Below are 25,147 nucleotides of genomic sequence, written 5' to 3' on the forward strand. Positions count from 1 at the left end.
CTGCGACCCCACCACCCCGCCGCCGCCCGCCCAAGGGCCTCGTACAATCGCCCCACCATGGCTTACCTCGACCACGCCGCGACCACGCCCATGCTGCCGGAGGCGGTCGAGGCGATGACCGCCCAGTTGACCGTCACCGGCAACGCCTCCTCCCTGCACGCCGCCGGGCGCCGAGCCCGTCGTACCGTCGAAGAGGGTCGCGAGGCCCTCGCCGCGTCGCTCGGGGCGCGCCCCAGCGAGGTGGTCTTCACCGCCGGCGGCACCGAGGCCGACAACCTCGCCGTCAAGGGTCTGTACTGGGCCCGCCGGGACGCGGACCCGCGCCGTACCCGCGTACTGGCCAGCCCCGTCGAGCACCATGCCGTACTGGACGCCGTCGACTGGCTCGCCACCCACGAGGGTGCCCGCGTCGAGTACCTCGCCGTCGACCCGTACGGCCGCGTGCACCCGGACACCCTCCGCGAAGCGATCTCGCGCGACCCCGACGACGTCGCCCTCGCCACTGTCATGTGGGCGAACAACGAGATCGGGACCGTCATGCCGGTCCGTGAACTCGCCGACGTGGCAGCGGAGTTCGGCATTCCGCTGCATGCCGACGCCGTCCAGGCGTACGGCCAGCTGGAGGTGGACTTCGCGGCGTCCGGGCTCGCCGCCATGACCGTTTCGGGGCACAAGGTCGGCGGCCCGTACGGCATCGGCGCGCTGCTGCTCGGCCGCCAGTACACCCCCGTTCCCGTCCTGCACGGCGGCGGCCAGGAGCGGCACGTGCGCTCCGGCACCCTCGACGTGCCCGCGATCGCCTCCTTCGCGGTGGCGGGCGTCCTCGCCGCGGAACGCCGTGCGGATTTCGTACGTACGGTCGGCGGACTGCGCGACGATCTGGTGAAGGCGGTGCGGGCCGCCGTCCCGGACGCCGTCCTCGGCGGAGACCCGGCCCCCGGCGGGCGGCTGCCCGCCAACGCGCACTTCACCTTCCCCGGCTGCGAGGGCGACTCGTTGCTGCTGCTGCTCGATGCCCAGGGCATCGAGTGCTCCACCGGTTCCGCCTGCACGGCGGGCGTGGCCCAGCCCAGCCATGTCCTGCTCGCCACCGGCACCGATCCCGACCTGGCCCGCGGCACCCTGCGCTTCACCCTGGGGCACACTTCCACGGCGGCGGACGTGGCGGCTGTCGCCGCGGCGATCGGACCGGCCGTGGAGCGGGCCCGTACCGCCGGACTGACGTGAGACCAGCGGCGGAGCCCGAAGCGGAGGGGGACTCTGTTTTGTGTAACCCTGGTCACGCTCAACCCTGAGGGCCCAGAATCGCTCTTTATACTTGAGATCTCTGAAGCCCTCAGAAGTCGCAGAAGTCCGCGCCGCACATTTGGGCCGCACGACGACCCATGGAGTTCACGTTGAAGGCGACCCTCCGTTCCCGCATCACCGCGCGGATCGGGCGCATGTACTTTGCCAGGATCCAGAAGCACGGCATCAGCTCCTCGCTGATCTCCCGGCTTCCCGAGAACCTGCTGCTTCCCATGCGCCGAGACGGTCTTGACCCGGTGGCCAAGCTGGCCGCGCGGCAGGCGCAGTCGCCGATCTACCAGGTGCCGCTGCCGTTCGGCATGGACGCCTGGGTCGTGACGGGGCACGACGAGGTGAAGGCCGTACTCGGCTCCACCGACGGCTTCAGCAGCGACTTCACCAACATCGCGGGCAACGCGGGCGTGGTGGCCGAGCACAACCCCGGCGGCCTCGGCTTCAGTGACCCGCCGGTCCACACGCACCTGCGCCGGATCCTCACCCCGGAATTCACGATGCGCAGGCTGCGCCGGCTCACCCCGCGCATCGAGACGCTCATCGAGGAGCAGCTCGACGCGATGGAGGCCGCGGGCGCCGCGGGCGGCCCCGTCGACCTCGTGCAGAACTTCGCGCTGCCGATACCCTCGCTCACCATCTGCGAACTGCTCGGCGTGCCCTACGAGGACCGCCACGACTTCCAGCAGCTGGCGATGGAGCGCTTCGACCTGTTCAGCGGGGCGACCGCACCCTTCGGCGCGATGTCGGAGTCGCTGTCGTACTTCCGCGACGTGGTGAAGAAGCAGCGGGAGAACCCGGGCGACGGCCTCATCGGCATGATCATCCGGGACCACGGCGACACCGTCGGCGACGAGGAGCTGGCCGGTCTCGCCGACGGCGTCCTCACCGGCGGCTTCGAGACCACCGCGAGCATGCTGGCGCTGGGCTCCCTGCTGCTCCTGCAGAACCCGGAGGCCTTCGCGCGGCTGCGCGACGACGACGCGGCGGCGACGCCGTTCGTGGAGGAGGCGCTGCGGTACCTCACCGTGGTGCAGGTGGCGTTCCCGCGGTTCGCGCGGGAGGACATCGAGATAGCCGGCGCGCGGATTCCCAAGGGGGACCTGGTGCTGTGCTCCCTGGCGGGGGCCAACCGGGATGTCTCGTACACCCCGGACAAGGGCGGGTTCGACCCGGACCGGAAGGCTTCCGGGCACCTGGCCTTCGGATACGGGATCCACCGGTGCATCGGCGCGGAGCTGGCGCGGATGGAGCTGCGGGCGGCTTATCCGGCGCTGGTGCGGCGCTTCCCGGAGATGAAGTTGGCCGTGCGGCCGGAGGAGCTGGACTTCCGGAAGCTTTCGATCGTTTACGGGGTGGATTCGCTTCCGGTTCACCTGCGGTAGGTGGGGAGGGGTGGGTTGGTGCACGTCGTGCGGGTGATTCGTGGCTGGTCGCGCCCACGCGGCGGAGCCGCAAACTGATCCAGTCCCGCGCCCCTAAAGGCGGGCTCCGGAGGCTTCGCGGACCAGGCGTAGGTAGCGGTCCCAGTCCCAGTAGGGGCCCGGGTCCGTGTGGTCCGTGCCCGGGACCTCGATGTGGCCGACGATGTGCTCGCGGTCGATCGGGATGTTGTAGCGGGCGCAGATTCCGGCGGCCAGGCGGGCGGAGGACCGGTACATCACCTCGGTCAGCGTGCCCTTCTTGTGTGCGTACGCCTCGTGCTCGATGCCGATGCTGCGTTCGTTGAAGCCGCGGTTGCCCGCGTGGTACGCCACGTCCAGCTCCCGGGCCATCTGTGTGATGTGCCCGTCCTTGGCCCGCACCACGTAGTGGGCGGACGCGGCGTGCAGCGGGTCGCGGAAGACCCGTATCGCCGTGTCGTAGCTGCCTTCCGTGGTGTGGATCACGATGCGGTCGATTCTGTAGTCGGCCGGGCGGTCCGCCGTCCGCAGGTTTCCCGCCGAGGCGGCCACCCACTGGGCGCCCTTCTGGTCCACCACCCCGTCCGTGCGCTGCTTGTCGACGCCCGGCACCTTCCACCACAGCCGGGACGCCTCGTCGCCCCACACCACGGCGGCGCCGGTCACCACGAGCCCCGTACCGATCAGGAAGCCCCGTCTGCTGGGTTTCTTCTTGGCCGTACCGCTCACCTGCTGATCCCCCTGTCCCCGTCCTGTACGGGTAACGCTTGGGAGTCCCGGGATGGTTCCGATTACCCTGGACTGGCTATGACCGATACCCCGCGCCCCCTCCGCGTCCTCGCCGCCATGTCCGGCGGGGTCGACTCCGCCGTTGCCGCCGCCCGAGCCGTCGAGGCCGGGCACGACGTGACCGGGGTCCACCTCGCGCTCTCCGCCAACCCGCAGTCCTTCAGGACCGGTGCACGCGGCTGTTGCACCATCGAGGACTCCCGGGACGCCCGCCGGGCCGCCGACGTCATCGGCATCCCGTTCTACGTGTGGGACCTCGCCGAGCGCTTCCGCGAGGACGTCGTCGAGGACTTCGTCGCCGAGTACGAGGCCGGGCGCACGCCCAACCCGTGCCTGCGCTGCAACGAGAAGATCAAGTTCGCCGCGCTCCTCGACAAGGCCCTCGCGCTGGGCTTCGACGCCGTGTGCACCGGCCACTACGCCACCGTCGTCGTCAACGAGGACGGCGGCCGCGAGCTGCACCGCGCCTCCGACATGGCCAAGGACCAGTCGTACGTCCTCGGCGTCCTCGACGACAAGCAGCTCGCGCACGCGATGTTCCCGCTCGGCGACACTCTCACCACCAAGGAAGAGATCCGCGCCGAGGCCGAGCGCCGCGACCTGGCCGTCGCGAAGAAGCCCGACAGCCACGACATCTGCTTCATCGCCGACGGCGACACCCAGGGCTTCCTCGCCTCCCGCCTCGGCGGCAAGGCCGAGGGCGACATCCTCGACGAGGAGGGCGCCAAGCTCGGCACCCACGACGGCGCCTTCGGCTTCACCATCGGCCAGCGCAAGGGCCTGCGCATCGGCCACCCCGCCCCCGACGGCAAGCCGCGCTACGTCCTCGACATCTCCCCGGTGAACAACACCGTCACCGTCGGCCCCGCCGAAGCCCTCGACGTCACCGCCCTGACCGCGATCCGCCCCCGCTGGTGCGGCACCGAACCGGCCGCCCCCGGCACGTATACCGCCCAGCTGCGCGCCCACGGCGGCGAGACCGAGGTCGACGCGGAACTCGTCGGCGGTGAGCTCCGCGTCAGCTTCAAGGAGCCCGTGCGCGGCGTCGCGCCCGGCCAGGCGATCGTGCTGTACGACGGCACGCGCGTGGTCGGCTCGGCGACGATCGCGACGACGTCGCGGCGTACGGGAGCCGCGGTCTGACCGCGGTGTGAGCGCACCGCCCGCAGAGGTGCGCGCCCCACCCCCGTGGGAGCGCGCACCCGCTATGCGGTGGTGAAGAACTCCGCCAGTACGGGCGCCAGTTCGCGCGGGTCCACGTCGTGGGTCTGCCGGGGCAGGGAGCGGTGGTGGCCGTCCGGTGCCGCCTCGGCGGTGCGTACGGCGGCGTCGCGCATCACCGCAGGGCTGGCCCCGCCGGACACCACCAGGACCGGCTGCGCCACAGCGGCCAGCCGCTCCGCCGGGACCGTGCCGTCGCCCATCACCGCGTCGTCGTACGCCAGGGTCGGCGCGAGGGCCTCGAAGGAGCGCCACACCGGGGCCTGCTTCATCTGGGCGATGAACTCGTGGGGCATGCCGACGACGGACAGGAAGAGCTCCACCGCCTCGCCCCTGTGCCCCTCGCCGAGGAGCTCGTTCAGGCGCTGCGTGTACGACGCCTTCTCGGCCCGCGTCTCCTCCAGGACCGTGAACGGCGGCTCGTAGACCGCGACGCGCGGGACGTTCAGCCCGGCCGCCGCCGCGCGCAGCACCAGGGCGCCGCCCGACGACATTCCGTACAGCAGGGCGCGGCCGCCGACCTCGTCGACCAGCGCCGCCAGGTCCTCCACCTCGCGGGCCACCGCATAGGGGGTGGTGTCGCCGCTGTCGCCGCGGCCCCTGCGGTCGTATGTGACGACGCTGAAGCGCGGGGCGAGCAGCCCCGCGAGGGGGCCCTCCGCCGTACCCGTGCTGAAGGCACCGCCCACCAGGATCAGCGGCTCGCCCTCGCCCGTGCGCTCGTACGCGAGGGGGGTGCCGTCACGCGAAATCACTTTGCTCATACCGACTTGGACTGCGGGGGTGCGCGGAACTCATCGCTCGGAGCGGGAAGTTTTTCGGCGAGTTTTCCGGGGAGTTCTTCGCCGCCGGTCGCGGCGTTAGGTTGGACGCCATGAACATCTGTGTCTTCCTCTCCGCCGCCGACCTCGACGACCGCTACACGCGCCCCGCCCGGGAGTTCGCCGAACTGCTCGGCAAGGGCGGTCACACCCTGGTCTGGGGCGGTTCCGACGTCGGTCTGATGAAGGTGGTGGCCGACGGCGTGGAGCGGGCCGGCGGCAGACTCGTCGGGGTGTCCGTCGACTTCCTCCAGTCGAAGGCGCGGCCGGCGGCCGACGAGATGGTCGTCGCCAAGGACCTCGCGGAGCGCAAGGCGCTGCTGCTGGGGAAGTCCGACGCGGTCGTGATCATGGTCGGGGGCACCGGGACCCTCGACGAGGCCACCGAGATCCTGGAGCTGAAGAAGCACGGGCTGACCGACAAGCCGGTGGTGCTGCTCAACACCGAGGGCTTCTACGACGGGCTGAAGCAGCAGTTCCAGCGGATGGACGAGGAGGGCTTCCTGCCCGTACCCCTCACTGACCTGGTGTTCTTCGCGGAGGACGGGGTGGCGGCGCTCGCCTACCTGGAGGAGTCCGCCGGGGTCCAGTAGTCCTCTTGAGGGTGCGAGCATGGGGCACATGGCTACTCATGTGATCACCGGGGCGGGGTCGGGCATCGGCGCCGCCGTCGCCCGCCGCCTCCACGCGCGTGGCGACGACGTCGTCCTCATGGCCCGCGACGCGGGCCGCGCCAAGGAGCTGGCGGCCGGGCTCCCCGGCGCCCACACCCTCGTCGGCGACCTGTCCAACCCGGACCGGCTGTCCTGGGCGTTCTCCCACCAGCCGATGCCCGAGCGCGTCGACACCCTGCTGCACATCGCGGGCGTCGTCGACCTCGGCAAGGTCGGCGACCTGGGCGTACGCGCCTGGCACAGCCAGCTCAACGCCAACCTGATCGCCCCCGCCGAGCTCACCCGGCTCTTCCTGCCCCAGCTCCGGCTGGACAAGGGGCACGTGCTGTTCGTGAACTCGGGGGCGGGGCTCGCCGCGCACGCCGAGTGGGGTGCGTACGCCGCCAGCAAGCACGGTCTGAAGGCCCTCGCCGACTCGCTGCGCCACGAGGAGCACGAGAACGGGGTGCGGGTCACCTCCGTGTACCCCGGGCGCACCGCCAGCCCCATGCAGGAGAAGGTGCACTCGCAGGAGGGCAAGGCGTACGACCCGTCGAGGTTCATCGACCCCGAATCGGTCGCCACGACGATCCTGATGGCCCTCGACCTGCCGCGCGACGCCGAGGTCAACGACCTGACGGTGCGGCCCGGACGATGACCTTCGAGAACGGCACCGCGAAGAAGAACAGCGCCGCGAAGAAGTGGACGGGGCCCGCCACCGGCGTCGGCTCCATGCCCGGCGGCGACGCCAGGGAGACCGCCAGGACCGTCACCGGCAGCTTCGAGGACTTCCCGTACCTCGCGGAACTGCCCGCGCGCGGCCCCGGCGCCGACATGATCGGCCGCACCGCAGGAATGCTCGCCGAGATGTACGTCCACCTGGAGCCCAGCGGCTGGCGGTTCAGCGACCGGCCGGGCCGCGACACCCGGCGGGCCCGCTCCTGGCTCGGTGAGGACCTCGACGCCCTGGAGGAGTTCACCCAGGGGTACGAGGGGCCGGTCAAGGTGCAGGCGGTGGGCCCCTGGACGCTCGCCGCCGCCCTGGAACTGCGCGGCGGCGAGGCCTCGCTCGGCGACCCCGGCGCCTGCCGCGACCTGGCCTCCTCGCTCGCCGAGGGGCTGCGCGGCCACCTCGCGGAGGTGCGGCGGCGGATCCCCGGCGCGCAGCTGGTGCTCCAGCTCGACGAGCCCTCGCTGATCGCCGTGCTGCGCGGGCAGGTGAAGAGCGCCAGCGGGTACCGCACCTACCGGGCCCCGGACCGGCAGGTCGTGGAGAGCGCGCTGCGGGACGTGCTCGGTGTGCACGACGGGCCGTCCGTCGTGCACTCCTGCGCACCCGACGTGCCGTTCGCGCTGCTGCGCAGGGCCGGGGCGGCCGGGGTCTCCTTCGACTTCTCCCTGCTCACCGAGCGTGACGACGACGCGATCGGCGAAGCGGTCGAGGGCGGCACGAAACTCTTCGCGGGCGTCGTGCCGAGCGTGGACGGCCCATTGTCAGACCCGGGCGGTAGCGTCATGGGTGTCAGGCAGTTGTGGCGCAGGCTGGGGCTGAATCCCGGACTTCTGTACGAGTCCGTGGTGATCACTCCGACGTGCGGGCTGGCCGGGGCCTCCCCGGCGTACGCCCGTGCGGCGCTCGCCCACAGCGGCCGGGCAGCACGGTCGCTCGCGGACAACCCTGAGTGACTGGTTTTTAAGTGACGGGGCCTGTGTGACGGCGCAGGAGATTCTCGGGCGGGGCACAGGGCCCCGACCGGTCAACGGGAGGAAATGACGGTGGCTGGCGGACAGCACGCAGCGGTACCCGCGGAAGCACGGGAGCAGCACGCGCGGCTCGCTGAGCAGATCGAGGAGCACCGCTTCCGGTACTACGTCAAGGACCAGCCGGTCGTCAGCGACGCCGAGTTCGACAAGCTGCTGCGGTCCCTGGAGGCGCTGGAGGAGGAGCACTCCGAGCTGCGCACCCCGGACTCGCCGACCCAGAAGGTCGCCGGGGCGTACGAGACGGAGTTCACGGCCGTCCAGCACCGCGAGCGGATGCTCTCCCTCGACAACGCCTTCGACGACGAGGAGCTGGCGGCCTGGGCGGAGCGCGTCGCGGGCGAGCTGACCGGCATCGAGTACCACCTGCTGTGCGAGCTCAAGGTCGACGGGCTCGCCGTCAACCTCACGTACGAGAAGGGCCGGCTGACCCGGGCCGCGACCCGCGGCGACGGGCGCACCGGCGAGGACATCACGCCCAATGTGCGCACGATCGCCGCGGTCCCGCAGCGCCTGACGGGCGACCGCGTCCCGGACCTGGTGGAGATCCGGGGCGAGGTCTATTTCCCGATGGAGGCCTTCGGCGAGCTGAACGCCCGGCTGGTGGAGGCCGGGGACAAGCCGTTCGCCAACCCGCGCAACGCGGCGGCCGGTTCGCTCCGCCAGAAGGACCCCCGGGTCACCGCGAGCCGCCCGCTGCGCATGGTGGTGCACGGCATCGGCGCCCGCGAGGGCTTCGACATCGACCGCCTGTCGCACGCGTACGAGCTGCTGAGGGAGTGGGGCCTGCCCACCGCGGGGCAGAACCGGGTGGTCGATTCGCTCGACGGCGTACGGGAGTTCATCGCGTACATCGGCAAGAACCGGCACTCCGTCGTGGAGCACGAGATCGACGGCGTCGTGATCAAGCTCGACGAGATCCCGCTGCAGGGCCGCCTCGGCTCGACCTCGCGGGCGCCGCGCTGGGCGATCGCCTGGAAGTTCGCTCCGGAAGAGGTCAACTCCAAGCTGATCAACATTCGGGTCGGGGTCGGGCGGACCGGCCGCGTCACGCCGTACGCACAGGTCGAACCGGTGACGGTGGCCGGCTCCGAGGTCGAGTTCGCGACACTTCACAACCAGGAAGTGGTGAAGAAGAAGGGCGTCCTCATCGGCGACACCGTCGTCCTGCGCAAGGCGGGCGACGTCATCCCGGAGATCCTCGGCCCGGTCGTGGACCTGCGGGACGGCACCGAGCGCGAGTTCGTGATGCCCGCCGAATGCCCCGAGTGCGGTACGGCGCTGCGCCCCATGAAGGAGGGCGACATCGACCTCCGCTGCCCCAACGCCCAGACCTGCCCGGCCCAGTTGCGCGAACGGCTCTTCTACCTCGGTGGCCGGAAAAGCCTCGACATCGAGAACTTCGGATACGTCGCCGCGACCGCGCTGACCAAGCCGCTGGAGCCGGCCGAGCCGCCGCTGCTCGACGAGGGCGACCTCTTCGACCTCACCATCGAGCAGCTGCTGCCCATCAAGTCGTACGTCCTGGACTCCGACTCGGGTCTGCCCAAGGTCGACCCGAAGACGGGCGAGGACAAGATCGTCACCGTCTTCGCCAACATGGACGGCGAACCCCGCAAGAACGCCCTCGCCATGCTGGAGAACATCAGGGCTGCCAAGGAGATGCCGCTGGCCCGCATCCTCACCGGCCTCTCCGTCCGGCACGTCGGCCCGGTCGCGGCCGAGGCGCTGGCCCGCGAGTTCCGGTCGATCGAGAAGATCGAGCAGGCCACCGAGGAGGAGCTGGCGGGCGTCGACGGCGTCGGCGGGATCATCGCCGCCTCGCTCAAGGAATGGTTCGCCGTCGACTGGCACCAGGAGATCCTCCGCAAGTGGAAGGCCGCCGGCGTCCGCATGGAGGAGGAGGGCGCCGACGAGGACCGGGGCCCGCGCCCGCTGGAGGGGCTGACCGTCGTCGTGACCGGGACATTGGAGAAGTACACCCGGGATGGCGCAAAAGAGTCGCTCCAGAACCTCGGAGCGAAAGTGACCGGTTCCGTTTCGAAGAAGACTTCCTTCGTGGTGGTCGGCGACAGCCCGGGGTCCAAGTACGACAAGGCGATGCAGCTGAAGGTTCCGGTGCTCAACGAGGAGGGGTTCGGCGTGCTGCTCGCCGAAGGGCCGGAAGCCGCACGTGAAGCTGCGGTTCCGGTGGCGGAGTAACGGGAAGAACAGGCCCCACAGGACCACCCGTTCGGCGCATAGCAGACGTTGCCGGGTGGTCGGGTCGCATTCGGGCAACAGCGGTCGACCGCTGCCCGGGAGAGCCTGCTGCGGCCTACTGTTGGGATGTGCGCCTGTCGTGCACGGCTGTGGAACCGCTCCCCGTTCCGGAGGAGTCTGCTTCAGGAGAAGTCGGCTCCGGAGGAATCTGCTCCTGAGGAGAACCCTGAGGAGACCGGGGAGGCGGGACCGGCCGTGATGGCATGACTACGGGGCCATCTCGCGTGACACGGGCACCGCCGGCTGTGAGAGGGACGGGAATGAAACCGACCGAGAGTGCCGATCCGGCCTCACGGCTGAGCAGTCGGTCCGGGCTGGCCGCCGGGCTGGCCGGACTGTTCGGCCGCCGGGCAGCCGGCCCCCGGCCGCGCCAGGAAGCTCCGCACCAGGCGCATCAGCCGTACGACCCGCATCAGCCATACGACCCGCACCAGCCGTACGACCCGTACCGCTCGCAGCAGGTGACGCCCGCGCCAAGACAGGGCGCGTCCCAGGGACAGCCCGACGGGCGTGACCGGGGAGGCTGGGCGCAGCTCCTGGGGCCGGTGCTTCCCGCGGCGCTGACGGCGCTGGCCGCGGTCGTTCTCGGCACGGGCCTCGCCCAGGACCTCAGCAGGCACCACGCGGTGTTCCCCGGCGGCACCACCGGATGGTCCCTCGCCGTCCTGACGGGGGTCATAGTCGGCCACCTGGTCGCACTCGGCCGGGACCGGTGGTGGGGAGGCACCGGTTCCGGGGCGGCGCTCACCCTCGCCGTCCTGCTGCTGTACGGATGGGTCCCGGCCGGGCTGGTCAGCCTGGCCGTTGTCGTGCTGGTCGGAAGTGCGCGCAGGCGCCGCTGGCGGCAGGGCGTGCTGCACGGCTCCGTCGACATCCTCGGCATCGCCGCCGCCGCCCTCACGCTGGGCGTCTTCGGCGACGTACCCACGGTGGAGACGCCCTGGCAGCCGCTCGGCTGGGACTGGGGCGTGCTGCCCGAAGTGCTGCTCGCCGCCGGCACGTACCTCCTCGTCACCCGGCTGCTGCTGTGGTGCGCACAGGCCCCGCAGCGCGGCAGGCTGCCGTCCGTGGCCCGAACGGCCCTGGTGCGGCAGGGACTTGTGGCCGGTGCGCTGCTCGGCATCGCCCCCCTCATCTGCGTCGTCGCGGTCGCGCTGCCGGTGCTGCTGCCGCTGTTCGCCGTACCGCTGATCGCGCTGGACTCCACGCTCTGGATAGCCAGGGCGCGGGCCGAGGAACAGCTGCGCGACCCCCTGACAGGGCTGCCCAACCGGCAGTGGCTGCTGGAGCGCGCCTGGCCCGCGCTGGAGGAGGCCGAGAGCCAGGGCTCCCGGGCCGCGCTCGTACTCATCGACATGGACCGTTTCCGGTCGGTGAACGACACCCTCGGACACCTCGCGGGAGACCGGCTGCTGCTCCAGATAGCCGACCGGCTGCGCAGGGTGCTCCCCAAGGGGGCGGAGGCCGCCCGGCTGGGCGGCGACGAGTTCGCCGTACTGCTGCCGCGCACCGAGTCCGCGACGAGCGCGCAGCGGATCGCGCGGCATCTGGTGGCGGAGCTGGGATCTCCGCTGGACCTCGACGGGCTCACGCTGGTGCTGGAGGCCAGCGCGGGGGTCGCCGTCTTCCCCGATCACGCGCTGGACGCGGAGGGGCTGCTGCGGCGGGCGGACGTGGCGATGTACCAGGCGAAGCGGGACCGCAGCGGGGTGGAGGTCTACGAGTCCAAGCGGGACTCCAACACCCCCGACCGCCTCGGCCTGTTGGGAGACCTGCGGCGGGCGCTGGACGCGGGGGACGTCGAGCTCCACTACCAGCCCAAGGTGCAGTTCGACGGGCAGGTCGCCGGACTTGAGGCGCTGGTGCGGTGGGTGCACCCGGAGCGCGGAAGGGTCCCTCCGGACGAGTTCATCGCGATCGCCGAGTCGTCGGGGCTGATGCCCCATCTCACGGAGTACGTACTGGAGACCGCGCTCGCGCAGGTCGCGCGGTGGCGGGCACAGGGGCTGTTCGTGCCGGTCGCGGTGAACGTCTCGCCGCGCGACGTGCACACGCCCGGGTTCGCCGGGGCGGTCGCGGCGCGGCTGGCCAGACACGGGGTTCCGGCCGGGTCCCTGCAGCTGGAGATAACCGAGCACGTGCTGCTCGAAGACCCGCAGCGGGCCGCGGACACCCTCGCCGGGCTGACCGGGCACGGCGTGAAGATGTCGCTCGACGACTTCGGGACGGGTTACTCGTCGCTGGTGCATCTGCGGCGGCTGCCGGTGAGCGAGCTGAAGATCGACCGGTCGTTCGTGGCACGGCTGGCCGTGGACACGGAGGACGCGGAGATCGTGCGGTGCACGGTCGACCTCGCGCACTCGCTGGGACTCCTGGTCGTCGCCGAGGGCGTCGAGGACGACGAGACGTGGGAGCGGCTGAGGGACCTGCGGTGCGATGCGGTGCAGGGGTGGCTGGTGGCGGCGGCGATGCCGCCGGAGGAGGCCACGGCATGGCTGCTGGCGCGGGGGTCGCGGGGGTGGCAGCGGCCGGCGGAACTGGCCGCTGCGGCCGCGGCGGCGAGGGAGTCGGCGGGGGCGGGAGCGGTGGAAGGGGAGTAGGGCGGGGACCGGTGGTTTGCGCGGGCGGTCGCGGCGGGGGCGTGGGGCGGTCGCGAGGGAGTGCGGCCGGGAGGATGGGGCTCCGCGTGGGGGCCGCCCCCTTGCCCACCCGTTCCGCCCCCGGGGGGCGGCCCCGCTGCCCAAGGAGGCGGCGGCAGGCGGCCCCGCTGCCCAAGGAGGCGGTGGCCGGGGGAAGTGTTTCGCGGGCATGCGACCGTGCCCCATAGGATTGGGGGCAATAACCACACCGCACACCAACCCCTGAGGATCGCTGCATGCCTGGCATCACGCGCGAGGAGGTCGCACACCTCGCACGGCTGGCGCGTCTGGAGCTGAAGCCCGAAGAGCTTGAGCACTTCGCCGGTCAGCTCGACGACATCATCGGCGCGGTCGCCCGCGTCTCCGAGGTCGCCGACCAAGACGTACCGCCGACCTCCCACCCGCTGCCGCTGACGAACGTCATGCGCAAGGACGAGGTACGCCCGTCGCTCACCCCCGAGCAGGCGCTCTCCGGCGCCCCGGCCCAGGAGCAGCAGCGTTTCAAGGTGCCGCAGATCCTGGGGGAGGACTAAAACAGCATGACGATCGAGATCATTAAGCTCACTGCGGCCCAGACCGCCGAGAAGATCGCCTCCGGCGAGCTCACGGCCGTCGAGGTCACCGAGGCCCACCTGGCCCGGATCGAGGCCGTGGACGAGAAGGTCCACGCCTTCCTGCACGTCGACCGCGAGGGCGCGCTCGCGCAGGCCCGTGCCGTCGACGCCAAGCGCGAGGCGGGCGAGAAGCTGGGCCCGCTGGCCGGTGTCCCGCTCGCGCTCAAGGACATCTTCACGACGGAGGGGATCCCCACCACCGTCGGCTCGAAGATCCTCGAAGGCTGGATCCCGCCGTACGACGCGACGCTCACCAAGCGCCTCAAGGCCGCTGACGTCGTCATCCTCGGCAAGACCAACATGGACGAGTTCGCCATGGGGTCGTCGACGGAGAACAGCGCGTATGGGCCGACCGGCAACCCGTGGGACCTCACCAAGATCCCCGGCGGTTCGGGCGGCGGCTCCTCGGCCGCCCTCGCCTCGTACGAGGCCCCGCTCGCCATCGGCACGGACACCGGCGGTTCCATCCGCCAGCCCGCCGCCGTCACCGGCACCGTCGGCGTCAAGCCGACGTACGGGGCCGTGTCCCGCTACGGCATGGTGGCGTTCTCGTCCTCCCTGGACCAGGGCGGGCCCTGCGCCCGTACGGTCCTGGACGCGGCCCTCCTGCACGAGGTCATCGCCGGGCACGACCCGCTCGACTCGACGTCCATCGACGCCCCGGTCCCGCCGGTCGTCGAGGCCGCCCGCAACGGCTCCGTGCAGGGCATGCGCGTCGGCGTCGTCAAGCAGTTCCGCGGCGAGCACTACCAGGCCGGCGTCATGCAGCGGTTCGACGAGGCCGTCGAGCTGCTGACGAAGCTCGGTGCCGAGATCGTCGAGCTGGACTGCCCGTCCTTCGACCTGGCGCTCTCCGCGTACTACCTGATCGCCCCGTCGGAGTGCTCCTCCAACCTGGCCCGCTTCGACGCCATGCGCTACGGCCTGCGCGTCGGCGACGACGGCACGAAGTCCGCCGAGGACGTCACGGCCCTGACTCGTGAGGCCGGGTTCGGCGACGAGGTCAAGCGCCGCATCATCCTCGGTACGTACGCGCTCAGCTCCGGCTACTACGACGCGTACTACGGCAGCGCCCAGAAGGTCCGCACGCTCATCACGCAGGACTTCGAGAAGGCCTTCGAGCAGGTCGACGTGATCGTCTCGCCGACGACGCCGACCACCGCCTTCCCGATCGGCGAGCGCGCCGACGACCCGATGGCGATGTACCTCGCCGACCTGTGCACCATCCCGACGAACATGGCGGGCAACGCCGCCATGTCGCTGCCCTGCGGCCTCGCGCCGGAGGACGGCATGCCGGTCGGGCTCCAGATCATCGCCCCCGCCCTGAAGGACGACCGCCTTTACAAGGTGGGCGCCGCCGTCGAGGCCGCCTTCGTGGAAAAGTGGGGCCACCCGCTGCTTGAGGAGGCACCGTCGCTGTGAGCACACTCGCCAAGGCCAAGGGCTTCAAGAAGTCCCGCACCGGCACGTACCTGTCCATCGGCACCACCGCGTTCGGCGCGCTGAGCGTGATCAAGCAGGCCCGCAAGGCCCGCACCGAGAACGACACGCTCCAGCTCATCGACGCCGTCGTCTCCGCCGCCGCCATCGCCACCGGCGTCGCCATCCTCCTGCGGGAGCTGAAGCGCCTGGGCGACGACGACGTCCTGCTGGGCTGAGAGGGAAAGTTTCACCGTGACTGTCACCACCGACCTCGTGTCGTACGAGGACGCCCTCGCGACGTACGACCCCGTCATGGGTCTTGAGGTCCACGTCGAGCTCGGCACCAAGACCAAGATGTTCTGCGGCTGCTCCACGGAGCTGGGCCAGGACGCGAACACCCAGACCTGCCCCACCTGTCTCGGCCTGCCCGGCGCGCTGCCGGTCGTCAACGAGATCGGCGTCGAGTCGGCCATCAAGATCGGCCTGGCGCTGAACTGCGACATCGCCGAGTGGTGCCGCTTCGCCCGGAAGAACTACTTCTATCCGGACATGCCGAAGAACTTCCAGACCTCCCAGTACGACGAGCCGATCGCCTTCAACGGCTACCTCGACGTCCAGCTGGAGGACGGCGAGATCTTCCGCGTGGAGATCGAGCGCGCCCACATGGAGGAGGACACCGGCAAGTCGACGCACGTCGGCGGTGCCACCGGCCGCATCCACGGCGCCTCGCACTCGCTGCTCGACTACAACCGCGCGGGCATCCCGCTCATCGAGATCGTCACCAAGCCGATCGAGGGTGCGGGCGAGCGTGCCCCCGAGGTCGCCAAGGCGTACGTGGCCGAGCTGCGCGAGGTCATCAAGGCGCTCGGCGTCTCCGAGGCCCGCATGGACAAGGGCCAGATGCGCTGCGACGTGAACCTCTCGCTGCGCCCGCACGGGCGCGAGGAGTTCGGCACCCGCAGCGAGACGAAGAACGTCAACTCGCTCCGTTCCGTGGAGCGTGCGGCCCGCTTCGAGATCCAGCGGCACGCCGCCGTCCTCAACGGCGGCGGCACGATCCTCCAGGAGACCCGGCACTTCCACGAGGAAGACGGCTCGACGACGTCCGGTCGCATCAAGGACAACGCCGAGGACTACCGCTACTTCCCCGAGCCGGACCTGGTTCCGGTGGCCCCCGCACGCGAGTGGGTCGAGGAGCTGCGCGCCGGTCTCCCGGAGATGCCCCGTGTCCGTCGTAACCGCCTCCGCGAGGAGTGGGGCGTCAACGAGCACGACATGCAGTCGATCCTCAACGCCGGTGCGGTCGACCCGATCGTCGCCACCATCGAGGCCGGTGCCGACTCGGCGTCCGCCCGCAAGTGGTGGATGGGCGAGCTGGCCCGCAACGCCAACGAGACCGGCCGCGCGATCGACGAGCTGCCGATCACGCCCGAGCAGGTCGCCCGCGTGACGGCTCTCGTCACCGCCGGTGACCTGAACGACAAGCTGGCCCGCCAGGTCATCGAGGGCGTCCTCGCGGGCGAGGGCGGTCCGGACGAGGTCGTCGAGAAGCGCGGCCTGAAGGTCGTCTCCGACGACGGCGCGCTGGGCGCGGCGGTCGACGAGGCCATCGCGGGCAACGCGGCCATCGCGGACAAGATCCGCAGCGGCAAGGTCGCGGCGGCGGGCGCTCTCGTCGGCGCGGTCATGAAGGCCACCCGGGGCCAGGCGGACGCGGCGCGCGTCCGCGAGCTGATCCTGGAGAAGCTGGGCGTCGAGGGCTGACACCCAGTCGGGTTGTACGAGTTGAGGGGCCCCGGTCGAGATCCTGCGACCGGGGCCCCTCGGCGTACCCCGTGGTGAACCATCGGCCTCGGTACGGCGTCCTGACCAAGATGACCAGTACGTACGAGAGCGACCAGCGAGAATCCCCGGCGCGCGGTGCCTGGCCCGACGGGCGGCACTGGGGCGAGGACGGCAAGGGCCGGGGCGCCTGGCGGCGGGGCCGGTTCGTCGGCCTGGCGGCGGTACTGCTGGGGCTGCTGCCGGTCTTCCACGGGTACGTGCCGGACGCCCGCGGAATCGGCAGCCTCGCGGAAACCTTCCTGCCCTGGCTGGGGCTGCTGATCCTGCCGCTGCTGATGCTCGCCCGGCTGCGCCGCTCGGCGCTCGCCCTGGTGGCGCTGGTGGTGCCGCTCGGGGCGTACGGCGGGCTGGCCGGCGGGGCGCTCATCGGCGGAGGCGACAGCGCCTCGTACGACTTCAGCGTGGTGCAGCACAACATCGCCGACGACAATCCCGATCCGGCGGGCGCGGTGCGGGCGTTGGCGGCGGCCGGGCCGAAGCTCATCGCGCTGGAGGAGGTCACGGCGGGCGCGGCGGCGAAGATCTCGGGCGTGCTCGGGGCGAAGTACCCGCACCACGCGGTGGTGGGAACCGTGGGGCTCTGGTCGGCGTACCCGCTGCGGGACGTCACCGCGGTGGACCTCAAGCCCGAGGGGATCAAGGAGCCGTGGCAGCGGGGCATGCGGGCGACGGCAGTGACGCCGAAGGGGCATGTCGCGGTGCATGTCGCCCACCTCCCTTCGGTACGGGCGACCTGGCCGCAGGGTCTGAAGACGGGCTGGCGCAACGAGGCGGCCGTCCGGCTGGGGGCCGCGCTGAACGCGGAGCGGACCGAGCGGGTGATCCTGCTGGGCGACCTCAACGCGACGGCGGACGACCGGGGTCTGAACCCGGTGGTCGCCGAAGTGGACGACACGGGCGGCAGGTTCGGCTTCAGCTGGCCGCGGCGGTTCCCGGTGGCGCGGCTGGACCATGTGATGGTGCGGGGCGGCGAGGTCGTCCGGTTCGAGAAGCTGGCGGCCACGGGCAGCGACCACGTCCCGGTGCTTGCGCGCGTTGCGTTCTAGGGGGACCGGGCCGCGGGCCTGCTTCTGGTCGTGGTCCATGCCGGGGCTGCGCCCCGGACCCCTGCACGGGCTGCGCGCGCGTCCTCACATGCCGGACAGGCCGAGGACGCCCGCGGCGCAGTTCACCAGTGATCTTGTTCAGGTACTTCTCCAGGCCACTCCCACCCCGTACTTTCCCGGCATCACCACTGATTCGGGAGGACCCCATGGCCACTGACCTCACCCGGCGCCGCCTGTTCGGAATCGGCGGCGGAGCGCTCGGTGCCGCTGCCGCGGGCTCGCTGCTGCCGCCCTCGCTGCAGGCCGCCATCGCCGCGGAGCGTCCGGCGTCCGGCGGGCTGCGGGCGATAAAGCACGTCGTCGTGCTGATGCAGGAGAACAGATCCTTCGACCACTACTTCGGCACCCTGCGCGGCGTGCGCGGCTTCGGGGACCGCAACGCCATTGAACTCCCGGACGGGAAGCCGGTGTTCGAGCAGCCGGGGCCGCTGACCCGGGTGCTGCCCTTCCCGGTGCGGGACGCAGCGGAGGCGCAGAAGAAGGACCTCCAGTACATCGGCGACCTCGACCACTCGTGGGACGGCGGGTCGAAGGCCTGGGGCCAGGGCTGGATGAACGGGTGGGTGACCGCCAAGACCGGCGCCACCATGGCCTACTACGACCGCCGCGACCTGCCGCTGCACTACGAGCTCGCCGACACCTTCACCATCTGCGACGCGTACCACTCGTCCATCCACACCTCCACCAGCCCCAACCGCAACCACCTGTGGAGCGGCTGGACGGGACACGAGGCCGACGGCAGCAGGGCCGTCACCAACGCCGCGTACGCGGAGGGCACCCACCCCGGCTACCCGTGGCCGACGTACGCCGAGCGGCTGGAGAAGGCGGGCCGCAGCTGGCAGACGTACACCGAGTGGGAGAACTTCACCGACAACAACATCGAGTTCTTCACCACCTTCAAGAAGATCGCCCGCAAGGCGCTGGCCAGGACCGGCGGCCACACCTTCATGGAGTCCTTCTACGCGAAGGTGCGCGGCACCTTGGACGCCGCCGAGCGCACCAGGCTGCTCGGCCTCCTGGAGGAGGGCGTGGCGACCCTCACCAAGAGCGAGCGCTCGCTCTTCGAGCGGGGTCTGCGCCGCGGCGAGACCGGCAGCCTGGCCAAGAACTTCCGCGCCGACGTGGCCGCGGGCAAGCTGCCCGAGGTCTCCTACCTGGTGCCCTCGGCCATCGACTCCGAGCACCCCGGCGCCTCCTCCCCGGTCGCCAGTGCCTCGCTCGTCTACCAGGTGCTCGACGCCCTCGGCTCGCACCCCGACGTGTGGCGGCACACCGCCGTACTCATCAACTACGACGAGAACGACGGCTTCTTCGACCACGTGCCGCCGCCGGTGCCGCCCACCGACAACACCGACGAGCGGTGGAAGGGCCGGCCCACCGGCCTCGGCATCCGGGTCCCGATGCTGGTGGTCTCGCCGTGGACGGTGGGCGGTTACGTCTGCTCCGAGACCTTCGACCACACCTCGGTGATCCGCTTCCTGGAGCAGTGGACGGGCATCCGCGAGCCCAACATCACCCCGTGGCGCAGGCAGGTCACCGGCGACCTGACCTCGGCGTTCGACTTCAAGCGGACGCACCGCCAGCCGTCGGTGGACCACCCGGGCGAGATCCCGCCGTTCACCGGGCGGTGGCGTCCCGTGCCGCCGCTGGAGCAGCACATGCCGAAGCAGGAGCCGGGGGTGCGGCGCGCGAGGGCCCTGCCGTACCAGCCGGACGTGCACGGCAGGATCGCCGCGGGCGGCACCTCCCTGCGGCTGTCCGTCAGCAACTCGGGCCGTGCGAGCGCGCACTTCGCGCTGTATCCGTACGCGGGCGAGTTCGCCGTACCGCAGCACCTGGACGTACGGGGCCACACGGACTGGTCCGTGCCGCTGGCCAAGGACGCGTACCGCTTGACCGTGACCGGGCCGAACGGCTTCCGCCGGGAGTTCGCCGGCACCCGCACCGGTACGGCCGAGGTGTCCAGCCGCATCGAGAGCCGCGACCGGGACCTGCACCTGACGCTGACCAACCGGGGCCGCAAGCCGGTCACCTTCACCGTGCAGCCGCTCGCGTACGCCGACGAGGACGACCTCGACGTGCGGCGGCCCCGCCGGGTCACCGTCCGTCCCGGCCGCAGCCGCAGCATCGTCCACTCCGCGGACGACGCGCACGGCTGGTACGACCTGGCGATCACCGTCGAGGGCGAGAGCTCCTTCCGGCGGCGGCTGATGGGGCACATCGAGAACGGGCGGGCGAGCGTCTCCGGCTGACGGCCCCCGGCAGCCGGTCCGGGCTGGTGCCGAGGGCCCCCGGCCGACGTGCGAAGATCCCGGTTGCGTGCCGCAGGACAGGCACGCGACCGGAGATCGAAGAACGGGGATCGGGATGTTCGGCATCAACCTGGACGACGAGGGCACAGCGGTACTTCGGCCACTGGAACCGTGGCGGGCCGAGGAGTTCCTGGCCCACATCGACCGGGGCCGGGACTTCATCGGCCAGTACATCGGGATGCCCGACATCAACAAGGACCTCGCCGGCGCACGCGGTTTCCTCCAGAACTACGCGGAGAAGACCGCCGCCGACGCCGGGCAGATCTTCGGCATCTGGCTCGACGGGACGCTCGTCGGCGGGGTGATGTTCCGGCTCTTCGACGCCAAGGCGGGCACCTGCGAGATCGGCTGCTGGCTGGAGCCGACGGCCGCCGGGCGCGGGCTGATCACCAAGGCGTGCACCGTGCTGATCGACTGGGCGGTGGACGGGCGAGGCATCCACCGCGTCGAGTGGGTCGCCGCATCGGAGAACACCGCCAGCATCAATGTCGCCAAGCGGCTGGGCATGCACAAGGACGGCGTACTGCGGGAGATGTACCTCTACCGCGGGAAGCGGCACGACGAGGAAGTCTGGTCGGTGCTGGCGCCGGAGTGGCGTGCGGGCCGGGAGGAGCGAGAGGCGCGTTAAGGGGTCTCTCAGATAGGACGCCTAGCGTGCGGCGCATGAACGCCACTCCCCGCACCGAGGCCGAGAACGACGCCGCTGCCGAGGCATCCGCCGAGGCGGAAGGCAAGAACGAAACGAACGACAAGGCCGTCACGACGGACAAGGCCGGTAAGGCCGACAAGACGGACAAGCTCGTCAAGGGCGAAGCGAAGGACGAGTCCGCCGAGTCCGCCGTGGCGGAGAAGGTCGCCGCCGCGGCGGACGCCGACGTCGAGGAAGACGCCGACGACGATGACGACGACCTCCTCGACCTTGAGGAGGAGCCCGTCCGGCCCGTCTCCGCTGCGGCGCCCGCCGCAGCGATCGTCTCCGCGGGACTCGCCCTCTCCGCGATCACCGGCACCTGGACCGGCACCATCCTCGGCGAGCGCGAGAAGCTGGACAACCAGCTCCACCTCACCCAGGCCAGCGACATCAACGCCCAGCTTGACGGCCTCTACGGCAACGTCTGGCACATGACCGCCCTGGTCAACGGCAGCTTCGCCCTGCTGGCACTGCTGGTGGGAGTGGGTGCCCTGATCGCTCTGCGTCCCGCCACGTCGTCGGCCGGCGCGGCTGTCGCGGCCCGCCCGGTCTGGATGCGCGCCCTCGCGTGGGGCGGAGTGATCCTGGCGATCCTGGGCCTGCTCGTCTCGGCCGGCATGTACCTCGACCTGTTCGCGGCCATGCCGACGCCTCCGGCGGCCCCGACGTCCTAGGCGTCCTGGGCGTCTTAGACGTCCTGAGTCCCTCTGTCGGAAGGCCTGGGTACCTGCCTGGGCCTTCCGGGCTTTTCCTGGGCGGCCTAAGGCCCCCTCGTACCCCCGTCTAAGGCCCCTCACCAGCCCGAACATGCGGCACTCTCCCGATGTGCGGACACCCCCTGGGAAGCGAGAGTTGAGGCATCGCAAGACGCCGCGACAACCCAACGGGGAGCACGAGATGTTCGAGTACGAAATGCAGCAGAGCCGTCACGCCGAGCTCGTCGAGGAGGCCGCGCAGGCCCGCCTCGCACGCCAGGCGCGGCAGGCGGCCAAGAGTGCCGGGGCCCGGCGCGGGGACAAGAAGCAGATGGGGGCGGTCAGGTCGCTCCGCAGCCACTTCACCCGCGCCGCCTGACGGGCCGCCCGCCATGCGGACAGCGGGTGACTCCGCCTCGAATGGCTGTGCGATGCTCGGCGACGTGGAGACCAGGTCTGTCAGTCCCGTGTTCGTCGGCCGCAGCAGCGAGCTGAGCACCCTCACCCATGCGCTCGCCCGCGCCACCGCGGGCGAGCCGCAGGCGTTGCTGCTCGGCGGCGAGGCCGGGGTCGGCAAGACCAGGCTCGTCGAGGAGTTCCTGGCCGGAGCCGGAGTCTCCGCCTCCGCGCCGCCCCGGGCCTTCTCCGCCCTAGCCCCGGCCCCCTCCGCCCCGGCCCAGGCCCCCGTCGTCGCCGTCGGCGGCTGCGTCGAGATCGGTGCCGACGGCCTGCCCTTCGCCCCCTTCTCCGCCGCCCTGCGCGCCCTGCACCACCTCCTCCCCGACGAGCTGGCCGCCGCGGCGGCCGGCCAGGAGGAGGAACTCGCGCGCCTGCTCCCCGAGTTGAGCGAAACCCCCTACGCGCCGTACGGCCTGCCCGCGACCCCGGGACGCAGCGGCAGCGAGGACGCCACCGCCCGCCTCTTCGAGCTCACCGTCCGCCTCCTGGAGCGCATCGCCGCGCACCGCACCGTGGTCCTCGTGCTCGAAGACCTGCACTGGGCCGACGCCTCCACCCGGCACCTGCTCTCCTACCTCCTGCGCACCCTGCGCAGCGGCCGCCTCGTCGTCCTCGGCACCTACCGCGCCGACGACATCCACCGCCGCCACCCGCTGCGCCCGCTGCTCGCCGAACTCGACCGGCTGCGTACCGTACGGCGCATCGAGCTGCCCCGCTTCAACCGCGACGAAGTGCACCGCCAGCTCGCCGGAATCCTTGGCTCCGAACCCGGCCCCGTCCTCGTCGACGAGGTGTTCGGCCGCTCCGACGGCAACGCCTTCTTCGTCGAGGAGCTCGCCGTCTCGATGGGCAACGGCTGTCGGACCTCCCTCACCGACTCCCTCCGCGACCTCCTTCTCGTACGCGTCGAAGAGCTCCCCGAGGACGCCCAGAAGGTGGTGCGGATCGTCGCCGAGGGCGGCTCCACCGTCGAGTACCGGCTGCTCCTCGCCGTCGCCAGGCTCACCGAGGACGACCTGATCGAGGCGCTGCGGGCCGCCGTCGGCGCGAACCTGCTGCTGGCCGCGGCCTGCGACGACGGCTACCGGTTCCGGCACTCCCTCGTCCGCGAGGCGGTCAGCGACGACCTGCTGCCCGGCGAGCGCTCCCGGCTCAACCGCCGGTACGCCGAGGCCCTGGAGGCCGACCCCACGCTCGTACGCACCGAGGAGCGGGCCGCCCGTCTCGCCAGCTACTGGTACGCCGCCCACGACCCGCGAAGGCGCTGCCCGCCGTCCTGGGCGCGGCCGTCGAGGCCCGCAAGCGGCACGCGCGCTCCGAGCAGCTGAAGCTCCTGGAGCGGGCGCTGGAGCTCTGGGACGACGCGCCCCAGGACGTCCGCGACACCCTGCGGCCCATCGACTTCGCCGAGGTCTACCCGCCCTGCGGCTGCAACCCGGCCACCACCCCGCTGTGCTACCTCGACGTGATGGCCGAGGCCACCGTCGCCGCCCGGCTCGGCGGCGAACGCGAACGCGCCCTGAAACTCGCCAAGCGCGCCCTGCGGATCCTCGACGAGGACGCGAGCCTCGACCTCAACCGGGAGTCCGACGCGCTGCGCGCCGCCTGGTTCTGGGTGCAGCGCTCCAAGGCCGTGATCGGCCTCGCCCGCGGCGACGGCTGGGAAGAGCTGTCCACCGCACAGGAACTGCTGCGCGGTCTGCCGCCGTCCGCCGTGCACGCGGACATCCTGTCGCTGGTCGCCGGCTGGTCCATGCTGAACGAGCCGGGACCCGACGCCATCGCCACCGCCGAACAGGCCGTCGAGTACGCCCGGATGGTCGGCGCCCAGGACACCGAGCTCAACGCCCGGGTCACCCTCGGCGGCCTGATGATCGACTCCGGGGACGTGGCGAAGGGCCTCGCCGAGATGTACGAGGTGCGCGAGCGCGCCCTCGCCGAGAAGATGGTCACCGTGGTGAACCGCTGCCACACCAACCTGCCCTCCCACCTGGAGGCCGTCGGCCGCTCCCGCGAATCCGCCGAACTGTGCGAGGAGGGCATCGCCTACGCCAGGGCGCACGGCCTGCAGGACTCCGAGCACTGGGTGCGCGGCAACCAGTCCGAGTCCTTCTTCTCGCTCGGCCGCTGGGACGAGGCCGCCGCGAACTCCCTGCTGACCGAGCGCGCCACCTCGCCCACCGTCAAGCCACGCGCGGCCGCCGCCGTCTGGCGATCGGCCATCGCCCTCGCCCGCGGTGAACTCGACGAAGCCGCCGAGCAGTTGCGGAACGCGGCAGACCGCTACGGGCCGTACGACCGGATGCCCCAGCACCAGCTGCCCCTGCAGCGGCTGGCCCTCGCCATCGCCGCCCACGAGGGCCGCGTCCCTGACGCCCGCGCCGAACTGGAACGCGCCGTGTCCGGGGGCTTCCGGCTCGGCATCCACCGGTTCGCCTGGCCGCTGCTTCTGGACGCCGCCGTCATGGAGGCCGACGCCCGGGGCGTCCCCGCCGCCGACGCGGGCCGCACCGAAGCCCTCGGCCTGATCCGCGACCAGGCGAAGCGGCTGGCTACCGGGGTGCCGCTCTGGCGGGCGTACGACTGCTGGGTACACGCGGAACTCCTGCGCGCCGAAGGCCGGGACACCCCGGACGACTGGGGCCGGGTGGTCACCGCCTTCGAACCCCTGGAGCGCCCCTACGACCTGGCCAGGGTCCGGCTGCGGCACGCCGCGGCCCTCCTCGCCGCCCCCGCGTCCCCGGGCGCCCCGGGCCGCGCCGCCGACCGGGAGCGCGCCGCCGAGCTGCTGCGGCTGGCCGGCGCGGTCGCTGAGCGGCTCGGGGCCCGCCCGCTGGCCGACCGGGTGGCCGAACTCGCCCGGCGGACCCGGCTCGCCCCGGCCCCCGCACCGGCCGCGGCCCCGGAGCGGCAGAGCGCCTTCCACCTCACCCCGCGCGAGCACGACGTCCTGCGCCTGGTCGCGGACGGCCGCAGCAACCGGCAGATAGCCGAGACGCTCTTCATCTCGCCCAAGACGGCGAGCGTCCACGTCTCCAACATCCTCGCCAAGCTGGAGGTGACCGGCCGGGGCGAGGCCGCCGCCGTGGCCCACCGCCTGGACCTCTTCCGCGAGGAGGCCGCGGGGTAGCGGTCCGGGCGGCTGACGGACCCCG

The 25,147-nt window shown here is 71.7% G+C and carries 19 protein-coding genes and 1 pseudogene; 18 read left to right on the plus strand and 2 right to left on the minus strand.

Annotated features, from left to right (window positions below; genetic code table 11):
• Positions 1-57: 57 nt before the first annotated feature.
• Complete coding sequence (locus ACH4SP_RS32805; RefSeq protein ID WP_398420364.1) at positions 58-1,227, plus strand: cysteine desulfurase family protein; 1,170 nt, start codon at positions 58-60, stop codon at positions 1,225-1,227.
• 215 nt (positions 1,228-1,442) lie between these two features.
• Complete coding sequence (locus tag ACH4SP_RS32810) at positions 1,443-2,684, plus strand: cytochrome P450 (protein WP_398420789.1); 1,242 nt, start codon at positions 1,443-1,445, stop codon at positions 2,682-2,684.
• A gap of 93 nt (positions 2,685-2,777) precedes the next feature.
• On the opposite strand, the gene ACH4SP_RS32815 is transcribed toward ACH4SP_RS32810, so the two are convergent.
• On the minus strand, positions 2,778-3,431 hold the full coding sequence (locus ACH4SP_RS32815; RefSeq protein WP_398420367.1) for an N-acetylmuramoyl-L-alanine amidase: 654 nt from the start codon (positions 3,429-3,431) through the stop codon (positions 2,778-2,780).
• Between the two features lie 78 nt (positions 3,432-3,509).
• On the opposite strand from ACH4SP_RS32815, the gene mnmA reads away from it, so the two are divergent.
• Positions 3,510-4,634 carry a tRNA 2-thiouridine(34) synthase MnmA gene (gene mnmA, locus ACH4SP_RS32820; RefSeq protein ID WP_398420369.1) on the plus strand — a complete coding sequence of 375 codons (1,125 nt, stop codon included), beginning with the start codon at positions 3,510-3,512 and terminating at the stop codon, positions 4,632-4,634.
• 62 nt (positions 4,635-4,696) lie between these two features.
• Here mnmA and ACH4SP_RS32825 read toward each other — a convergent pair whose 3' ends face one another.
• A complete protein-coding gene (locus ACH4SP_RS32825) occupies positions 4,697-5,476 on the minus strand; it encodes an alpha/beta fold hydrolase (RefSeq protein WP_398420371.1) in 780 nt (259 codons plus the stop codon).
• A 110-nt stretch (positions 5,477-5,586) separates the two neighbouring features.
• Between ACH4SP_RS32825 and ACH4SP_RS32830 the strand changes: the two genes are divergently transcribed.
• The 15 genes and pseudogenes from ACH4SP_RS32830 to ACH4SP_RS32900 all read left to right on the plus strand — a co-directional run bounded on the left by ACH4SP_RS32830 (position 5,587) and on the right by ACH4SP_RS32900 (position 25,122).
• A complete protein-coding gene (locus ACH4SP_RS32830) occupies positions 5,587-6,126 on the plus strand; it encodes a TIGR00730 family Rossman fold protein (protein ID WP_398420374.1) in 540 nt (179 codons plus the stop codon).
• A 28-nt stretch (positions 6,127-6,154) separates the two neighbouring features.
• The gene (locus tag ACH4SP_RS32835) at positions 6,155-6,844 is read left to right on the plus strand and encodes an SDR family oxidoreductase (protein WP_398420376.1); all 690 of its coding nucleotides are present in this window, start codon (positions 6,155-6,157) and stop codon (positions 6,842-6,844) included.
• Positions 6,841-7,872: a methionine synthase gene (locus tag ACH4SP_RS32840; protein WP_398420378.1), complete on the plus strand. Its 1,032-nt coding sequence runs from the start codon at positions 6,841-6,843 to the stop codon at positions 7,870-7,872. Before ACH4SP_RS32835 ends, ACH4SP_RS32840 begins: the two co-directional genes overlap by 4 nt.
• Before the next feature lie 84 nt (positions 7,873-7,956).
• Positions 7,957-10,149, plus strand: coding sequence for an NAD-dependent DNA ligase LigA (gene ligA, locus ACH4SP_RS32845; RefSeq protein WP_398420379.1), 2,193 nt, complete (start codon positions 7,957-7,959; stop codon positions 10,147-10,149).
• A 320-nt stretch (positions 10,150-10,469) separates the two neighbouring features.
• Positions 10,470-12,809: a putative bifunctional diguanylate cyclase/phosphodiesterase gene (locus tag ACH4SP_RS32850; protein WP_398420380.1), complete on the plus strand. Its 2,340-nt coding sequence runs from the start codon at positions 10,470-10,472 to the stop codon at positions 12,807-12,809.
• Between the two features lie 275 nt (positions 12,810-13,084).
• Positions 13,085-13,381 carry an Asp-tRNA(Asn)/Glu-tRNA(Gln) amidotransferase subunit GatC gene (gene gatC / locus ACH4SP_RS32855; RefSeq protein WP_030851400.1) on the plus strand — a complete coding sequence of 99 codons (297 nt, stop codon included), beginning with the start codon at positions 13,085-13,087 and terminating at the stop codon, positions 13,379-13,381.
• Between the two features lie 6 nt (positions 13,382-13,387).
• Complete coding sequence (gene gatA, locus ACH4SP_RS32860; RefSeq protein ID WP_398420383.1) at positions 13,388-14,884, plus strand: Asp-tRNA(Asn)/Glu-tRNA(Gln) amidotransferase subunit GatA; 1,497 nt, start codon at positions 13,388-13,390, stop codon at positions 14,882-14,884.
• Positions 14,881-15,120 carry a hypothetical protein gene (locus ACH4SP_RS32865; RefSeq protein WP_189825750.1) on the plus strand — a complete coding sequence of 80 codons (240 nt, stop codon included), beginning with the start codon at positions 14,881-14,883 and terminating at the stop codon, positions 15,118-15,120. The genes gatA and ACH4SP_RS32865 overlap by 4 nt, the downstream gene beginning before the upstream one ends.
• A gap of 16 nt (positions 15,121-15,136) precedes the next feature.
• On the plus strand, positions 15,137-16,648 hold the full coding sequence (gene gatB, locus ACH4SP_RS32870; RefSeq protein WP_398420385.1) for an Asp-tRNA(Asn)/Glu-tRNA(Gln) amidotransferase subunit GatB: 1,512 nt from the start codon (positions 15,137-15,139) through the stop codon (positions 16,646-16,648).
• Between the two features lie 110 nt (positions 16,649-16,758).
• The gene (locus tag ACH4SP_RS32875) at positions 16,759-17,775 is read left to right on the plus strand and encodes an endonuclease/exonuclease/phosphatase family protein (protein ID WP_398420387.1); all 1,017 of its coding nucleotides are present in this window, start codon (positions 16,759-16,761) and stop codon (positions 17,773-17,775) included.
• 206 nt (positions 17,776-17,981) lie between these two features.
• Positions 17,982-20,087 (plus strand): phosphocholine-specific phospholipase C, encoded by a 2,106-nt coding sequence (locus ACH4SP_RS32880; RefSeq protein WP_398420390.1) that lies wholly within the window; start codon positions 17,982-17,984, stop codon positions 20,085-20,087.
• A gap of 115 nt (positions 20,088-20,202) precedes the next feature.
• The gene (locus ACH4SP_RS32885) at positions 20,203-20,775 is read left to right on the plus strand and encodes a GNAT family N-acetyltransferase (RefSeq protein WP_398420392.1); all 573 of its coding nucleotides are present in this window, start codon (positions 20,203-20,205) and stop codon (positions 20,773-20,775) included.
• A 35-nt stretch (positions 20,776-20,810) separates the two neighbouring features.
• The gene (locus ACH4SP_RS32890; RefSeq protein ID WP_398420394.1) at positions 20,811-21,512 is read left to right on the plus strand and encodes a hypothetical protein; all 702 of its coding nucleotides are present in this window, start codon (positions 20,811-20,813) and stop codon (positions 21,510-21,512) included.
• A 223-nt stretch (positions 21,513-21,735) separates the two neighbouring features.
• Entirely contained in the window at positions 21,736-21,912 is a 177-nt protein-coding gene (locus ACH4SP_RS32895) for a hypothetical protein (protein WP_398420396.1), read from the plus strand.
• A gap of 52 nt (positions 21,913-21,964) precedes the next feature.
• Positions 21,965-25,122 (plus strand): annotated as a pseudogene (locus ACH4SP_RS32900) (helix-turn-helix transcriptional regulator).
• Positions 25,123-25,147: the final 25 nt, after the last annotated feature.

The organism is Streptomyces sp. NPDC021093, from assembly GCF_044333135.1.
Lineage (GTDB): Bacteria > Actinomycetota > Actinomycetes > Streptomycetales > Streptomycetaceae > Streptomyces.

Bases quoted from the DNA above. Each gene is read 5' to 3' on its own strand.
- ACH4SP_RS32805 (WP_398420364.1), top strand. From the start codon at position 58: ATGGCTTACCTCGACCACGCCGCGACCACGCCCATGCTGCCGGAGGCG.
- ACH4SP_RS32810 (WP_398420789.1), top strand. From the start codon at position 1,443: ATGTACTTTGCCAGGATCCAGAAGCACGGCATCAGCTCCTCGCTGATC.
- mnmA (WP_398420369.1), top strand. From the start codon at position 3,510: ATGACCGATACCCCGCGCCCCCTCCGCGTCCTCGCCGCCATGTCCGGC.
- ACH4SP_RS32825 (WP_398420371.1), bottom strand. From the start codon at position 5,476: ATGAGCAAAGTGATTTCGCGTGACGGCACCCCCCTCGCGTACGAGCGC.
- ACH4SP_RS32830 (WP_398420374.1), top strand. From the start codon at position 5,587: ATGAACATCTGTGTCTTCCTCTCCGCCGCCGACCTCGACGACCGCTAC.
- ACH4SP_RS32835 (WP_398420376.1), top strand. From the start codon at position 6,155: ATGGCTACTCATGTGATCACCGGGGCGGGGTCGGGCATCGGCGCCGCC.
- ACH4SP_RS32840 (WP_398420378.1), top strand. From the start codon at position 6,841: ATGACCTTCGAGAACGGCACCGCGAAGAAGAACAGCGCCGCGAAGAAG.
- ligA (WP_398420379.1), top strand. From the start codon at position 7,957: ATGACGGTGGCTGGCGGACAGCACGCAGCGGTACCCGCGGAAGCACGG.
- ACH4SP_RS32850 (WP_398420380.1), top strand. From the start codon at position 10,470: ATGAAACCGACCGAGAGTGCCGATCCGGCCTCACGGCTGAGCAGTCGG.
- gatC (WP_030851400.1), top strand. From the start codon at position 13,085: ATGCCTGGCATCACGCGCGAGGAGGTCGCACACCTCGCACGGCTGGCG.
- gatA (WP_398420383.1), top strand. From the start codon at position 13,388: ATGACGATCGAGATCATTAAGCTCACTGCGGCCCAGACCGCCGAGAAG.
- ACH4SP_RS32875 (WP_398420387.1), top strand. From the start codon at position 16,759: ATGACCAGTACGTACGAGAGCGACCAGCGAGAATCCCCGGCGCGCGGT.
- ACH4SP_RS32880 (WP_398420390.1), top strand. From the start codon at position 17,982: ATGGCCACTGACCTCACCCGGCGCCGCCTGTTCGGAATCGGCGGCGGA.
- ACH4SP_RS32885 (WP_398420392.1), top strand. From the start codon at position 20,203: ATGTTCGGCATCAACCTGGACGACGAGGGCACAGCGGTACTTCGGCCA.
- ACH4SP_RS32890 (WP_398420394.1), top strand. From the start codon at position 20,811: ATGAACGCCACTCCCCGCACCGAGGCCGAGAACGACGCCGCTGCCGAG.
- ACH4SP_RS32895 (WP_398420396.1), top strand. From the start codon at position 21,736: ATGTTCGAGTACGAAATGCAGCAGAGCCGTCACGCCGAGCTCGTCGAG.